The 16623-nt window shown below is 46.4% G+C and carries 10 protein-coding genes; 6 read left to right on the forward strand and 4 right to left on the reverse strand.

The window, feature by feature from the left end; translation table 11 throughout:
- Positions 1-11 precede the first annotated feature (11 nt).
- Positions 12-827 carry an ion transporter gene (locus tag HMPREF0671_RS01100; RefSeq protein WP_036896156.1) on the forward strand — a complete coding sequence of 272 codons (816 nt, stop codon included), beginning with the start codon at positions 12-14 and terminating at the stop codon, positions 825-827.
- 445 nt (positions 828-1272) lie between these two features.
- Here the strand turns inward: HMPREF0671_RS01100 and dusB are convergent, their stop codons facing one another.
- Positions 1273-2256: a tRNA dihydrouridine synthase DusB gene (gene dusB, locus HMPREF0671_RS01105; protein ID WP_036896158.1), complete on the reverse strand. Its 984-nt coding sequence runs from the start codon at positions 2254-2256 to the stop codon at positions 1273-1275.
- Between the two features lie 139 nt (positions 2257-2395).
- On the opposite strand from dusB, the gene nrfH reads away from it, so the two are divergent.
- The 5 genes from nrfH to HMPREF0671_RS01130 all read left to right on the forward strand — a co-directional run bounded on the left by nrfH (position 2396) and on the right by HMPREF0671_RS01130 (position 7853).
- On the forward strand, positions 2396-3007 hold the full coding sequence (gene nrfH / locus HMPREF0671_RS01110) for a cytochrome c nitrite reductase small subunit (RefSeq protein ID WP_036896160.1): 612 nt from the start codon (positions 2396-2398) through the stop codon (positions 3005-3007).
- Between the two features lie 210 nt (positions 3008-3217).
- Entirely contained in the window at positions 3218-4714 is a 1497-nt protein-coding gene (nrfA, locus tag HMPREF0671_RS01115; RefSeq protein WP_036896162.1) for an ammonia-forming cytochrome c nitrite reductase, read from the forward strand.
- A 114-nt stretch (positions 4715-4828) separates the two neighbouring features.
- On the forward strand, positions 4829-6091 hold the full coding sequence (locus HMPREF0671_RS01120; protein WP_036896164.1) for a cytochrome c biogenesis protein ResB: 1263 nt from the start codon (positions 4829-4831) through the stop codon (positions 6089-6091).
- Positions 6078-6866, forward strand: a complete 789-nt coding sequence (gene ccsA, locus HMPREF0671_RS01125; protein ID WP_036896166.1) for a cytochrome c biogenesis protein CcsA — start codon at positions 6078-6080, stop codon at positions 6864-6866. The genes HMPREF0671_RS01120 and ccsA overlap by 14 nt, the downstream gene beginning before the upstream one ends.
- Before the next feature lie 9 nt (positions 6867-6875).
- Positions 6876-7853: a Gfo/Idh/MocA family protein gene (locus HMPREF0671_RS01130; protein ID WP_036896168.1), complete on the forward strand. Its 978-nt coding sequence runs from the start codon at positions 6876-6878 to the stop codon at positions 7851-7853.
- A 326-nt stretch (positions 7854-8179) separates the two neighbouring features.
- Here the strand turns inward: HMPREF0671_RS01130 and HMPREF0671_RS01135 are convergent, their stop codons facing one another.
- The 3 genes from HMPREF0671_RS01135 to HMPREF0671_RS01145 all read right to left on the reverse strand — a co-directional run bounded on the left by HMPREF0671_RS01135 (position 8180) and on the right by HMPREF0671_RS01145 (position 16084).
- On the reverse strand, positions 8180-10516 hold the full coding sequence (locus tag HMPREF0671_RS01135) for a glycoside hydrolase family 3 N-terminal domain-containing protein (RefSeq protein WP_036896169.1): 2337 nt from the start codon (positions 10514-10516) through the stop codon (positions 8180-8182).
- Positions 10517-11467: 951 nt separating this feature from the next.
- Entirely contained in the window at positions 11468-13024 is a 1557-nt protein-coding gene (locus HMPREF0671_RS01140) for a RagB/SusD family nutrient uptake outer membrane protein (RefSeq protein WP_036896171.1), read from the reverse strand.
- 18 nt (positions 13025-13042) lie between these two features.
- The gene (locus HMPREF0671_RS01145) at positions 13043-16084 is read right to left on the reverse strand and encodes a TonB-dependent receptor (RefSeq protein ID WP_036896174.1); all 3042 of its coding nucleotides are present in this window, start codon (positions 16082-16084) and stop codon (positions 13043-13045) included.
- Positions 16085-16623 lie beyond the last annotated feature (539 nt).

The raw sequence follows: 16623 nt of genomic DNA on the forward strand, positions 1-16623 counted from the left end.
ATTTTTGCAATATGAAGAAACCAACATGGATGGAGAGGAAGCGTCTCTATAACATTATCTTCGAAGCCGATACGCCCGAAGGTAAAGCCTACGACGTGGCACTCATCATCGTCATTCTTGTCAGTATCATTGTCGCTTTCATAGAGAGTATTCAGTCGTTGGCACTCACCTACAAGTACATCTTGGAAGTATTAGAGGCGCTCATGACCGTACTTTTCACCATCGACTACTGCGCCCGACTCTATTGTTCGCCACGCCCAAAGGACTATGCCCTTAGTTTTTTCGGCGTCATCGACTTCATCTCCACCATTCCACCTTACCTCAGTATCATCTTCCCAAGCGCACGCTACATGATACTGTTGCGCTCGTTCCGCTTCATTCGCATCTTCCGCGTCTTCAAGCTCTTCAGCTTTCTCAACGAGGGCTACCTACTCCTGCAATCCCTTCGACGCAGCATGCGCAAGATTATGGTTTACTTCATGTTCGTTTTGATACTCGTTACGTGTATCGGAACACTCATGTATCTCGTAGAAGGTAATCAACCCGGCACCCAATTTACCGACCTTGGTACGTCCGTCTATTACGCCATCGTCACCATGACCACCGTCGGTTACGGCGACATCACACCCACCACACCTCTCGGACGACTGCTCTCGGCCTTCGTCATGCTGCTTGGTTATACCATCATCGCCATCCCCACGGGTATCGTTACCGCCACCTTTGTCGATGAAACCACTCAAAAAGTGGAGCACGGCAAATGCCCCCGATGTGGTAACAAAGTCGATCCTAACGACCGATTCTGCAAACATTGCGGTGAGAAATTATAAAAAGAATGAGGTAAATATAGCTGTAGATTCCCAACGGACGCAACATATCGTATCCCTACAAACCCTCATGAAATACGATTCCAACAACTAACGAACTTAAAAACAAAATCACTTACAAACTCATCCCGTTCACTTGTCAACCCGTCTACTTGTCAACTAGTAGAGTGCAAAGGCACACCAGCTTTACTGCCTCGCCTTTTCTGCAATGCTGCAAAACCCGAACAGTAATGTTGACTAGCCGTTGCAATCTGCCGGTTAACAAATAAATGAACCAACAAGCAGACTTGTTAGAAATAAGAAATGAGAAATAATAGAAGGTATGAGACGTTAAACATGCCAGTTTCTACGACTTTAGGCTTGCCCGAAACGCCAAACCTCTGCATAGTCAAATGCCTTTACGCTTCCATAAAGAGAGTCATTTCAACACCTTTTAATTTTTATCTATCTAGCCTCTCAACCGATCCCGGCACTGTTCCAGTATCTCCATCAACTCATCGGCTTTCTGTGCACGCAGCATGGCGATACGCGTTTGGCGGAAATCGGGAATACCTTTGAAGATGGGACTGGCAGCCAAATGGCGACGCGTATGGAGTATACCGCGGTATTCATCAATACGTTCGATGTTAATACGCAATTGTTCTTCAAGCACATCAATCTTCTCATCAAGAGTCAACGGCGTAGCATCGACGTTGCCATCTAGATGGTCTCTGATATCTTTAAATATCCATGGGCATCCGAAAGTGGCACGCCCCACCATGACAGCATCCACACCGTAGCGGTCGAAAGCAGCGGCAGCCTGCTCCGGAGAAGTCACATCGCCATTGCCAATGATGGGAATATGGATACGCGGATTGTGCTTTACCTCGCCTATCAGCGTCCAGTCGGCCTCGCCAGTGTACATCTGTGAGCGCGTACGACCATGGATAGTCAAAGCTTGGATACCGCAATCTTGCAGCTGTTCGGCTAATGTAGTGATAATCAAACTGTTGGTATCCCATCCCAATCGAGTCTTCACAGTCACCGGCGTATGCACGGCTTTCACCACTTCACGCGTAATATCGAGCATCAAGGGGATAGTGCGTAGCATGCCCGAACCTGCACCTTTGCCCGCCACCTTCTTCACTGGACAACCGAAATTCAAATCTATGACGTCCGGATGAGCTTCTTCTACGATCTTGGCAGCCTCAACCATCGACTCCACATCGCGCCCATAGATTTGTATTCCCACCGGGCGCTCATCGTCACTGATAGTGAGTTTCGACACCGTCGACTTGATGGAGCGCACCAAAGCCTCGGCACTTACAAACTCGGTATACACCATGGAAGCACCAAAACGCTTGCATAGCAGTCTGAAACCTATGTCGGTAACGTCTTCCATCGGCGCCAGAAACACCGGATGTCGACCATATTCTATATTGCCTATTTTCATTTGCCGACAAAGATACATAATTTCTCGCAAACAAGAAAAATACTTCTTTTCCTCATAAATAAGGATAATTTTCTGAATTATTGACAACTCGCATCCTTATTTATGATTATATTTGCGAACAATAATCTGATTATGGCCTATGGATTTTCGTAAGCTCATCACATGGAAAGACCGCCTGTCGGAGAGACAGAAAATAACATTGCTCGTTCTTAGCGGTGTTATCGTGGGGTTGATAGCCCTCTTCTTATACCTCTTACGCATGCACACATATCTTATTGGCGACGATCCGGCAGCCTGCGTCAACTGTCATATCATGACACCTTACTATCAAACGTGGGAACATTCCAGCCATGGACGCGACGCAACGTGCAACGATTGTCACGTACCTCACCAAAATATGGCCATGAAATACCTCTTTAAAGGGGTCGACGGTATGAAACATGTGGCCTATTTCGTAACCAATAGTGAGGCTCAAGCTATCAGGGCAGAGACCGCAAGTTCCGAAGTCATCATGGACAACTGTATTCGTTGCCACAAACAATTGAATCAGGAGTTTGTCAAGACGGGACGTATAGACTACATGATGGCCAAGCGTGGCGAGGGAATGGCATGCTGGGACTGTCACCGCAACGTACCACACGGTAGCATGAATACGCTATCGAGCACACCATGGGGCGAAACCCAAACACCTATTCCCAGCTCTCCTGTCCCCGAATGGTTGCAGCATTTGCTAGGACACTCTACCAAATAATATCACGATTAAACGAATAATCAAAACCAAACTTTCGCAAGTTGAAGGATGGATAGAATTAAATAGAAGTTAACTGGAGATAACGGGAGGTAACAGGAGATAACAGACATTTGTCCGATAACTCCCTTTGAACTCCTCCTAACTCCCTTTAAATCCCGATAACTCCTCTATTGAGCATACATACGAAACTTAAATTAAAATATCAGAGATATGGCAAAGCAATTAAAACGTTGGCAAGGATGGCTCCTTTTCGGTGGAGCTATGGTCATAGTATTCGTGCTTGGACTCATCGTTAGTTCGCTATTGGAGCGCCGTGCCGAAGTAGCAAGCGTGTTCAACAATCGCCGGACGATGTTCAATGACTCCATTGTATCGCAGAACGAGAAGTTCAAAGAAGACTTCCCACGCGAGTATGAGACGTGGTCTATGACGGAAGACACTTCGTTTGTAAGCCTATACAATGGTTCAAGAGAAGTAGACATATTGGAAAAACAACCAGCTATCTGCGTCATTTGGGCAGGATATGCTTTCTCACAGAACTATAACACCCCGCGTGGACACCGTCATTGCCTCGAAGATCTGCGTAAGATATTGCGTACCGGAGCCCCCGGTGTAGAGGGAGGAAAGGAGATGCAACCCGGTACTTGTTGGACTTGTAAGGGGCCGGACGTACCCCGACTGATGCGAGAGAAAGGTATTGGCGCTTTCTATGGAGCCAAGTGGAGCGATTGGGGCAACCAAGTGATGAACACCGTGGGCTGTTCCGACTGCCACGATGCACGTACCATGGAGCTTCGCCCGGCTCGTCCTGCTCTCTACGAAGCATGGCAACGCGTAGGTAAAGACGTGCGCAAAGCTAGCCATCAAGAGATGCGCTCACTCGTATGTGCGCAATGTCACACCGAATACTACTTTGAAAAAGAGAACAACAACTACTTGCACTTCCCTCAAGAGAAGGGTATGACCTGCGAAGCTGCAGAGGCTTACTACGATAGTATAGGCTTCTACGACTACATACACCCACTCTCTAAAACTCCTATCTTAAAGGCTCAGCACCCCGGATACGAGATGAGTCTGCAAGGAATCCATGCTCAGCGCGGTGTCAGTTGTGCCGATTGCCACATGCCATACATCCAAGAAGGTGGCATCAAGTACACCGATCACCACGTTATGAGTCCGTTGGCACACATTGATCGCACCTGTCAGACTTGCCATAGACAGGATGCCGAGACGCTCCGTCAGAATGTTTATGAGCGCCAAAAGAAAGTGTACGACTTTGCCGTCAAAGTGAACTCAGAGTTGGCCTATGCACATATCGAAGCCAAATTTGCTTGGGATAAGGGAGCTACAGAGCCAGAGATGAAGCATGTTCTCGACGATTTACGCAAGAGTCAATGGCGTTGGGACTACGCATTAGCTAGTCATGGAGCCGCTTTCCATGCCCCTCAAGAGGTGATGAGATTACTCGCTGCAGCCATGGAATATGCTAAAGATGCTCGTCTACAAGTAGCTAAAGTCGTGGCACGTCACGGTTTCACCGGCGATATTCCATTGCCCGACATCTCAACAAAGGCCAAAGCTCAGGCTTACATCGGTTTAAATATGCCGTTGTTAAAGCAAAAGAAGCAGGAATTCTTGAAAACTGTAGTTCCTGTTTGGATTGAGAAAGCACGTCAAAACAAGCGTTTCATCGCACAACCAATGTAAGAATTGGTAGACTATAAGAACTTTCCTGTCGGGAGTTAATAGAGGTAACGGGAGCTAAATACACTTAGCCTCGTTCTTCCATTAACTCCCGCTAAATACTAAACACACACACTTATGTGGAAAAAACCTTGGGGAATCATTGAAGGAAGTGCCATCGGAGCAGGCTTACTGTTAACAGGTGTCTTGCTTCAACTTACTATAGGAGGCATTGATTGGGCACTGATGGCGTGGCCAGTAAACATCTTTCTAGTGGCCATCATACTGATGAGCATAGGCGTAGGTTATGCTCTTAGAGGCAGAATCTACGCTCTTCGTTTTATGATAACACCACAGGCTGCCGTTCCGGCCGTCGCTTTTGCAGCTTTATTGACGGTCATCATGGGACTGGTCAAGCAACTTCCACCCGACCATGCACCCACCGACCCCTTGGGATTCAGCCGCATGTTAAGTTCATGGCCGTTCATCTTGACCTATCTATGGGCTACACTCATCGTCGGACTAGCCACCGTTCACCAGCTTATCCATTTCCGCCGTCGAGCCCTACCGGCTATCATCAGCCATCTAGGGCTCTTCTTAGTGGTCGTATGTGGCACCTTGGGCAGTGCCGACATGCAGCGGTTGAAGATGTATTGCATGGAAGGGCAACCCGAATGGCGTGCTTTCGACAGTCACGGTACGATGCACGAGCTACCTTTAGCGCTCCAGTTGAACCGCTTTTCCATCGACGAATATCCACCCAAACTGGTCATTGTCGACAATAAGAACAATATGCCGTTGAGCAAAAAACCGCAAACTCTGCTCATCGATGACAAATTTCAAGGTGGTACTTTAGGCTCATGGAGTATCAAGGTAACGCAACGTTTCGACGAAGCTGCGCCTCGTATGGTACCCTCTAAAGACCCTCACAAGGCGCCACAATATACTTATAAAGAGTGGAAATCGAGCGGAGCAGAGTGTGCTTTGCATGTGGAAGCCGTGCAATCGAAGACCGGTCGAAAGGTGGAAGGATGGGTTACTGGGGGCAGCTACATGTATCCGGCAGAAGTATTACGCCTCAACAAGCACGTCAGTTTAGCCACTCCACCCCGCGAACCGCAACGTTTCGCCTCCGAGGTAGAGGTCTTCACCAAACAAGGCAAACACCTTGCCACCACCATAGAGGTAAACAAACCTTTCAGTGTGGCCGGTTGGAAGATTTATCAACTAAGTTATGACGAGCAAATGGGTAAGTGGAGCAATATGAGTATCTTTGAACTCGTGACCGATCCGTGGCTCCCTATGGTCTATATAGGTATCTTCCTGATGCTTGCCGGAGCCATTTTAATGTTCGTATTTGCACAACGTAGAAAGGAGGAGAAGCCTTATGACATGGCATGAATTTATCATTTTCGCTACCATAGCAGTGGGGCTTTGGACACTGGGAGCGTATGCTGCTTGGAAAAACATCACTAAATGGGCCTATATTCTCACTGGTATCGGCCTATTGGTGTTCTTCGCTTACATCCTCGGATTGTGGAATTCGCTCGAACGCCCACCCTTACGTACGATGGGAGAAACCCGCCTGTGGTATTCGTTCTTCCTGCCTTTGACCGGTATCATCGTTTATTCGCTATGGCGATATAAGTGGATTCTCGCTTTCAGCACGCTCCTTGCAACAGTCTTTGTGTGCATCAATATCTTCAAACCAGAGATACATAGCAAGACATTGATGCCTGCTTTACAGAGTCCTTGGTTCGCTCCACACGTCATCGTATATATGTTTGCCTACGCCATCTTGGGTGCAGCGTTTGTCATGGCGTGCTATCTGCTGTTCTTGAAAAAGTCGGTCGTCACCGAAAAAGAGTTCGACATCTGCGACAACCTCGTCTATGTGGGATGGGCATTCCTCACCATCGGCATGCTCTTCGGGGCTTTATGGGCAAAAGAAGCATGGGGACATTACTGGGCGTGGGACCCGAAAGAGACATGGGCGGCAGCCACTTGGTTTGCCTATTTAGCTTATATCCATCTGCGACTCGACCGCCGAAGCAGCCCCAAAGCAGCCCTTTGGATACTCATCGTGAGCTTTGTGCTGTTGCAAATGTGCTGGTGGGGTATCAATTATCTGCCTTCTGCACAGGGTACAAGCGTACATACCTATAATTTGAATTAATCAATTGATATGAAGAAATACAAGATTGGAATTATCGGAGCGGGCAAGATTGCCGCTAAAATGGCTCATACCATAGCTGGAATGGAAGAGGCTGAATGCTATGCAATAGCCTCACGTAATCAACAAAAAGCCGATGAATTCGCACAAAAATGGGGATTCCGAAAGGCTTACGGTTCGTATGAAGCGATGGTAAACGACCCGGATGTAGACCTTGTCTACGTAGCCACACCCCATAATTTCCACTTTGAACATGCCTCACTGTGCCTGCGTCATTACAAGCCGGTGCTTTGCGAGAAGGCTTTTACAGGCAATGCACGGCAAGCCGAACAACTCTTTGCCCTTGCCAAAGAGCAGAACACATTTATCACCGAAGCCATTTGGACGCGCTATCTTCCTCTCTCTGCCACGCTCAAAGAGTTGGTGGATTCGGGCATTATCGGCACTCCTTACATGATAGCAGCCAACCTTGGATATCCTATCAAGGGCGTTGAACGCGTCAAGAAGCCAGAGTTGGCCGGTGGTGCACTGCTTGATTTGGGCGTCTACGCCCTCAATTTCGCCGCCATGCTTTTTGGTACAGACGTGAAAGAAATGTATGCCCACTGTATCAAAGCACCCAGCGGTGTGGATGCCCAAACCTCCATCACGCAGATATATCCCGACAATCAGATGGCTCTGTTGGCTTGTTCCATGTACGCTCGAACCGATAAGCAAGGCATCATATCGGGCGATTGCGGTCAAATCATCGTCGAAGACTTCAATCATCCGCAATCTATCACTGTATACGATAGCAACTATCAACCCATCAAGCACATTCCCCATCCACCTCATATCACCGGTTACGAGTACGAAGTACGTGCTTCTATCGAAGCCATAGAGCATGGTTGGCTCGAATCTCCCTACATGCCGCATGCTGAAACCATCCGTATCATGAAACAGATGGATGAGATTCGGCGACAACTAGGCATCGTCTATCCTTTCGATTAACAAAAAAGGTAGTTAGGATTAAGCCTTCCTCGTATTCATAACATAGTATATTTCTGTCCAAAGGACAGCCTATTCATAGCCGTAGGCCTTTAGGCCTACGGTAACAATGACAGTAAAAAACGAGTCTGAAAGACTCCCCTTTGTAACACAATGGATATTTAATCCGACAATGCAATGGGAAGTCTTTCAGACTTATTTTTTTTTGTTCCCTATCATTCCGGAAGCATCAAGGCATCCAGCTATTCAAAAGGGTTGTCCTATCGGACCAAGATACAGTCATAAAATCTTGCTTATGACCGTAGTTTCGTATCTCTATACAGCTATTCTTACTCCCAAGTAGCAGTCTTGGTACAATTCAGTTTCACCTGCTGATTACCACAATGGAACAAGAATTCGCCCTCTTCAAGTGCCCATTTCATATCACTATTGACAAAAGCCAACGAACGGGCGGGAACCTTCAAGGTCACGGTCTTCGTCTCACCGGGTTGCAAATCTATCTTGTCGAAGCCGCACATATTGCGATTATCGGGAACCAATGAAGCCACAACATCCGAGAAATACAGCAGCACTGCCTCTTTTCCGGCTTTCTGTCCACTGTTCGTTACGTCTACAGACACTGTCAACTCGTCGTTCACATCAAACGAAGTCTTGTTCACACGCAAATTACTATACTTGAAAGTGGTATAGCTCAAGCCTGCACCAAACGGCCACTGAACATCCATTTTAGCGTCGTAATTGTAGTTACCTGCCATCGTACTCTGGTTCTCGCTCACCTTATAGTCGTATGTATGCAGCGAACTGGTGGTACGAGGATAGGTAAATGGCAATTTACCGGAGAAGTTACAATCGCCTGCCAACAGGTTGGCGAGCGCATCACCACCATAGTTTCCGGGCAACATCACGTCTACCACAGCCTTCGACAGAGGCACAATATCGTTGATGATACGTGGCCGACCACCGTTCAACACCAAAACAATGGGCTTACCGGTCTTTGCCAGTGCCTTCACCAAGTGGCGCTGATTTTCGCTCAACATCAAACTGTTGAAGTTTCCGGGAGTCTCGCAATACGAGTTTTCACCCACACATGCCACGATGACATCGCTGTTTCCAGCTGCAGCTACAGCCTTCTCCAAATCAGAAGCATCCTCTGCTTCCCAGTCGGAACCAGCCTTATAGCGCACACCTTCGGCCAACGTCACATTCGCAGCACCGAACTTATTGGCCAAAGCCTTATAGATACTGTTGTACTTATCGCCCACCAGCTGGTCGGTCTTATCGCCCTGCCATGTGTACGACCAACCACCATTGAGACCACGGAGTGTGTTGGCATTGGGTCCGGCAACGAGTATTCGCGTATCTTTCTTCAACGGAAGGATACCGTCTTCGTTCTTCAATAGCACCTCACCTTCCTCTGCGAAGCGTGTAGCCTCGGCTGCAAACTTGGACGAAGCAAATTCGGGATAGTTCTTAGCTATCCTCTCCGGCTTGTCCCATGTCTTCTTATCGAAGAGTCCCACGCGGTATTTGAAACGCAAGATACGGCTCACCGCATCGTCAATACGACTCATCGGAACAAGTCCTTCGTTCACGGCTTGCTTCAGAAGCGTACAAAAATCCACGCTATAGGGATCCATACTCATGTCGATACCAGCATTGATAGCCATAGCGATGGCATGTTTCTTGTCGGCAGCCACATGTTCACGAGTGTACAAGTTGTTGATGTCGGCCCAGTCGGTAACTATCATTCCATCCCAGTTTAAGCCATCCTTGAGCCAATCGGTCAACATTTTTTTGTTGGCATGGAAAGGCACTCCGTTGTTGGAAGCAGAGTTGACCATCAGCGTTAACGCCCCATTCTCCACACAATGTTTGAACGGTTCAAAGTAACGCTCCTTGAGTTCACGCTCTGTTATCATCGATGGCGTACGGTCTTTACCCGTTACCGGTACACCGTAAGCCATGAAATGCTTGATGCTTACAGCCACGTGGTTCATATCGATGTGGTTAGGATCGGGACCTTGATAGCCTTTCACAGCCTGCACAGCCATCACGCTATTCACGTAATCGTCCTCTCCGAAGCTCTCCCACATACGTGGCCAGTTGGGATTTCTACCCAAATCCATCACCGGAGCATATACCCATGGGATGAGACAAGCGCGACTCTCGTAGGCCGAAACTTCTGCCACACGAAAGGGAATATTCTTGTTGAACGATGCAGCCTGCACAATGGGCTGGGGGAAGAAAGTAGCACCCATGGTATAAGTAGCACCATGAATCTGGTCTACACCATACACCTGTGGAATACCATTGACCGCCATCGACTTGCGATTTAGTTCGCTGATGAGTGTACGCCATACCTTGGGAGTCTGCGCAACGCTCAACGGGACGTTTAGAATCGAGCCCACTCGGTATTTACCGAGTACGGTATCGGTCTGCACGGGCGACAATGCGAAGCCGGTCTTTGCCTTGGAGAAGTCGGTGATAGCGTCTATCGTTATCTCACACATCTGTCCCACTTTATCGTCCAACGACATCTTAGACAATTGCTCTTTCACTTGTTTCTCTATGTTGGCATCTGGTTTGATAGCCGGACGTACGCTCTGCGCCCATGCACAGAAACCCACTTGGAGAGCCAACATCGTTAATACGAGTTTTCTTTTCATTCGATTTGTAGTTGTTATTATTAGGTAATTTGTTGATTATATCTACGATATTTGAATTAGTAGAGCTACTATATAAAATACGTATATATATGGCCTTTCCCCTTACTAGAGATCGCTTTCATCAGTAAACCGGTTTATTTGTCTACTCAATTTATTCTCCCTCTCCTTGGGAGAGGGCTGGGGAGAGGCTACTGCAAAGCCCCTGCAACATCACTGCATAGCTTCTTCAGCATTGCTGCCAAGCCGATGCAGCATCTTTGCCTCGTCCCTGCAGCAACTCCATTGTGAGAACGTTGCCAGCCAATGGAATCAAGCTTGCGTTAGCAAATGTACATAAAAATCGGGATATATCCTGCATTTCGTATATAAAAAGCAGATGAAAGGAATGGAAAAGTAGTATGTTAGTTGTTAAGTTTTTTAGTTGTTGGAGGAAGATAGCATAAGGGTATGGAGGGGTAACATGTCGCACTAGTATCCCAATGAACAGGCATTATCAAGGCAATAGTAGAGACGGAAAATCTTCCACAGCTGTCCCAACACTACTAATATAAAGACTCCTGCCGACCATGAGACTTCCCATTATATTATCTAACACATAAAATGCGACATATAGGGGAGTCTTTCAGACTCGATTATTATCGCCATTGGTACCGTAGGCCTAAAGGCCTACGGCTATGAAGGGGCTGTCCTTCGGACAGAAATACCCACAATGCCACCTCCGCAAACAAGAACTGATAATGCAATCTTTGTCCGGTAGGACAACCCTTATCAATAGCCGGATGCCTTTAGGCTTCCGGAATGATAGAACGCTATAAAGAAAGACAAGTCTGAAAGACTTCCCATTGTACCAGCTAACACATAAAAACCGGGAACAATCTTCGCTTTCGCTCGATTGTCCCCGGCTATGAATAGGTAGCCTTCTAGGCTAATAAATTCTAATCATGTATAGAATTAATAAGTAGGATTCTGCTCCATCTTCGGGTTAGCGTCGATTTCCGACTGTGGAATCAACGGCAGTTCCTTCTTAGACTTCCAAGTGTCGATGGTCTGAGCATCGGCATTGAGCACACTGTGCCAGCCTCTATTATCTGCATTTGTGTAGCGAACAATCTTCTCACCACGACGCAGTGCATCGAAGTAACGCTGTCCCTCACCTACCAACTCTTTACGACGCTCCATATAGATGCGGTCTTCGGTAACGTCGGCAGCAGTTACTTGCTTGCCGGTATCGGTGGTACGATTCTTGATAATAGCGTTGAGATATTCAGCAGCCTTGTCCTTCTTATTAGCTTTGAAAGCAGCCTCGGCAGCGCTCAAGTAAACCTCTGACAAGCGGAGCAAAGGAATATTGTTCATACGAACCTCTACGCTACCGGCCGGTGCAGGATATTTATTGATGTAAACGGCACGACCTTCGAAAGTCTTAGCCTTGAGTTCTGAGCTAGAAGTAGCCTTCAATAAGATGTTGTTACGAACATCCTTAGGGTCACTTGCCAATGCATCGGCAAATGTCTTAGTAACGATGAGATCGCCATAACCGGCAGCTACTTTTTCAGCATCGGTATTCTCTGTCAAGAGATAAGCGATACCTTCACGGTCGGTCCAATCTGATGTACCGCTGATAGCCAACTCAAAGAGCATCTCATTAGCGTGAGCTTTGTCGTCTTTCTGCCATGCGTTAGCATACTCAGCAGAAGTCCAAAGAGCATAAGGAGAGTTCTTGATGATATCTTCGGCCGTAGAAAGGGCATTGTTGTAGTCGCCCTTAGTCAAATAAACCCTTACAAGCAGAGCCTTAGCAGCCCAAGCATTGATATAACCGGGAGTAGCCTTGGTAGACAAAGCACCCGAAGCAATAGCAGAAGTCAAGTCTTTGATAATCTGAGTATAGCACTCAGCTACCGTAGCACGACCTACCTGTGTTGCAGGTTCCATAGACGTGGTGGCCATGGGAGCACCATAAGAAGCTCCATTATCCTGTAGATAAGGCTTACCATAGACACGAGTCAAGTCGAACATAGCCATGGCACGAATCACCTTGGCTTCGTTCTCATACTGTGCAACAGCCTCTTTGTTCTTATCTTGATCGGTAATAACGCCACCGTTTGCAGCCTCAATGATGCGATTGGCACGTCCTAAGACGATAAGCGGAGTACGCCATACAGAGTTTTTCGAGGTAAAATCATCGGCCGTCTTGTATTCCATTTTGTAATAGAACTCACCACGGCTACTACCATAGCTGGCATTGTACTGTACATCCTCGCCACGAACATCACCATAGACAAACATGTTGGCACCATAATAGTCTACATAATCAGATGAACGACCTTTGAGTGCTGAATAAAGACCGACACGTGCACTAGCCAGACTGGCTGTGGTTGTAATAGCCGTAGAGGCATCAATACCGTCGGATGGTTGCCGATCGAGCCACTCATCACCACAAGAAGACAAACCCGTTACGGCTGTGAGGCAGATAACTGCACTATATATAAATTTAGATACTTTCATTTTTGGTATGCTTTATGTTTAGAAACCAATTTCAATTCCGAATGTGTAAGTTCTCAACTGTGGAGTCTGGAAGTTTGCAAGTCCAGTTACTGGCAGCTCAGGATCTACATAGAGATCAGCCGACTTCCATGTCAACAGGTTGGCACCAGAGAAGTATACGCGAGCCTTATTGATACCCAAGCTGCGAATATACTGCTGAGGAACGGTGAAACCAATGGTCAAGTTCTTCAAACGCAGATAGTCCAAAGGCATCATCCAACGAGAAGAGTAAACGAATGTGCTGCCATACTGGAACTTAGGGAGTTTAGCTGCAGTGTCGCCCTCGCCCTTCCACATCTTAGAGAGGTCGTAGTAAGCAGGCGTAGCTCCCTTATACAGTGCAGAGCCACCGTTAGAGTGCTGCCAACGCGGATAGTCGTAGGCGTCGCCACCAAGCTGGTAAGTGAAGGTGAAACCAAGGTCGATGAACTTCCAACGCAAGTTGTTGGTGATACCACCGGCAACGCTTGCCTCTGCGCTACCAAGAATTACCTTCTTAGCTTCGTTGGCATTGGTCGTGGTGTTGCGAGCATTTGCCGAACCATCGTTGATGTAATAAAGTTCTTTACCGGTCTTAGGATCTACACCAGCATACTCGTAACCGTAGTATGAATTGTAAGTTTCGCCTACCTTATGGAACAATACACGACCATAATTAGAATCCTGAACCATATCGCTTTCGCCATCAAGTTTCACCAGTTCATTGTGATTGTGAGAGAGGTTCAATGTTGTAGACCAGCTGAAGTCCTTGGTATTGAAGTTTTCAGAAGTCAAGGTAAGTTCCCAACCGGTGTTCTTCAGCGAACCGATATTGGTAGCCATGGTTGCAACTTTACTTGTAGTGTCGAAATAACCGGGAACGGCAGACATGGTCAAATCGTAAATCAAATCGGTGGTTTTACGTGTGTACCAGTCGAAAGATGCTGTGAAACGCTGCAAGAAAGTCAAGTCGAAACCTACGTTGAAGGTACGATTCTTCTCCCATTTCAAGTCAGGGTTACCTATATTTACAATACCCATACCCGACTGACCATTATACTTTTCACCATATTTAAACAGGTTCATATATGGATAGTAGCCTGAAGGCTGTGTACCATTGGTACCGTAAGACACGCGAAGTCTACCATCTGTAAGGATATCTTTGGTTGATTCCATGAACTTCTCAGCAGAGAAACGCCATGAAGCTGATGCAGACCAGAAGTCACCCCAACGATTATTGCGAGCCAAGCGAGATGTTCCATCACGGCGGAAGCTTAGACCTGCATAGTACTTATCGTCATAGTTATAGTTGACACGACCCAAGAATGAGGTCAAACGTGAATCATAAACTTTACTTTCTGATGTTGTTTCACCGGCATTAGCAACTTCATAGAGTTCACCGGGATACTGAGAACCGTTCAAAAAGTTGTACTCATAATGCATATCTTCGGTCTCGAAACCAAGCAAAGCATCAAGATTGTGCAAGCCAAATGAGCGGATATAAGAAAGCTGAGTCTGTGTGTTTACCTGCTCAGAGATGTTCAAGACACGCTGAACCACACCACTGGAAGACTTACCATTATTGGAGTTACGATCCCAAATAACGGTCTCGCGACCACCGATATAGTCATAAGTTACTTTCTCGCTCAAGTCAAGTCCCTTAGCAATATGATAAGTTAACTTAGCAGAGTTCAACATTCTGCGAACGATATTGCGGTCGGTAGAGTGCAAATACTCATAAAGTGGGTTTACACCTACATAACCGGGGCCCTGTGTATAAGAACCATCCTCATTGTAAGCAGTACTAGATGGATTTTGGAAGAAAACATAGTTTGCCACTGCACCATCGTAAGATGTAGCCTCACCGGCAAGACTTTGTGTCATCTTCGACATCATAGAAGACACATTTACTGTAAATTTACCAAAGTCATGTGTCAAGTTCAAGCTCCCAGAAAAGCGTTCCAAGCCTTGATTAGCCACAATACCTTCTTGCTTATTGTAAGCCATAGAGGTATAGAACTTAGTCTTATCGTTACCACCGGATACGCTTACCTCGTAGTTGCTATGGCTACCGTTCTTGAACAAAAGATCCTTCCAATTGGTCCAACCAGTCTTAGGCTCTGCGGCATAATCGTCGATATCACCGGCAGCAGCAGTCGCAGCTTCGGCGGCAGACTTACCTTCCTCGAACATATAATAGTTTTCTAGACCCTTCAAAAGCAATGCGCGACGAGCAGCACCACCTAGTTGTGGACGATAATTTACGGCCATATTAGAGAAGCCCCAATCGCTATGGAAGTTCACATTTGTCTTACCCTTGCTACCGCTTTTGGTCGTAATAACGATGACACCATTAGCAGCTCGCGAACCATAAAGAGACGCTGCGGCAGCATCTTTGATAACCGTTATAGACTGAATATCGTTAGGGTTGATGGTTGCCAAGATGTTGGTACCGGCATCACTATAAGTAAATTCACTCGTATTGCCCGACTGAACAGGCGTTCCATCAATAACATAGAGAGGGTTGTTACCTGCATTGATAGAACCCATTCCACGTACACGGATAGATGGAACAGAACCCGGTGAACCGGAACCTGATGTTATCTGTACACCGGCAACGCCACCGGCCAATTTATCTTCGATAGATACGACAGGTACTTCGGCCAACTTATCAGTATTCATCGTCGCAGCAGAACCGGTAAATGAAGACTTCTTGAAGTTACCATAACCAGTTACAATCACTTCGTCGAGTACATGATTATCGGGCTGAAGAACAACCTTTAAGTTTTCAGCGGCCTTTACTGTCTGCGATTTCATGCCAATATATGAAATCTCAAGTTTTGCATTGTTAGGCACAGTCATACTAAACTGTCCGTCCAAATTGGTAGCGGCACCCGTATTAGTGCCCACAACTTTTACCGAAGCACCAATGACCGGTTGCCCATCTTCAGCAGAGATGACTGTACCGGTAACATGAATTTGTGCCAGAGCCACTCCCATCCATAGGAAGAGACCGGTCAAAATTAACGTTAGTCTTTTCATAAAAATCTCTCTCGTTTAATAATGTTGATTTGTATTATTTCTATTCTTTCTCTCTTAAAGCTTTCTCTCTTGATCCTAGTCCCATCTCAAGACTTAGTTTCGGATTTATATTTAATGCATACAAATGCATGTATTTTATTAACAAACATAGCTCTTATGTTGCGAATTGCAAAATTAATGCAATTTTAATTTATACCAAAACTTTTATTAATAAAATTAGAGCAAAAGCGCATTTTTAACGATAAAACGTCATTTCAAGACCATAAATTTGATATAAATCATTATTTTTACGCTCAACAAGTCAGCAAAGTGGCGGTATAAACTCCCAATAGGTATCATCATGAAAGTAAGAAAATGAAAGTTCGGCAACACCACATCACCTCACAAGCTTCTTTACACCTATTATATATACGCCCTTGGGAAGATGAGTAAGATTTGGCTTTCCGTTGGCCAACATTTCAACATGGAAAGCTTGTCCCTGCATGTTGTAGGCCACGATAGTCCTACTATGAGCAGCATTCACACCATCAATGCCCGTT

This window comes from Prevotella sp. S7 MS 2, assembly GCF_000762865.1.
Classification (GTDB): domain Bacteria; phylum Bacteroidota; class Bacteroidia; order Bacteroidales; family Bacteroidaceae; genus Prevotella.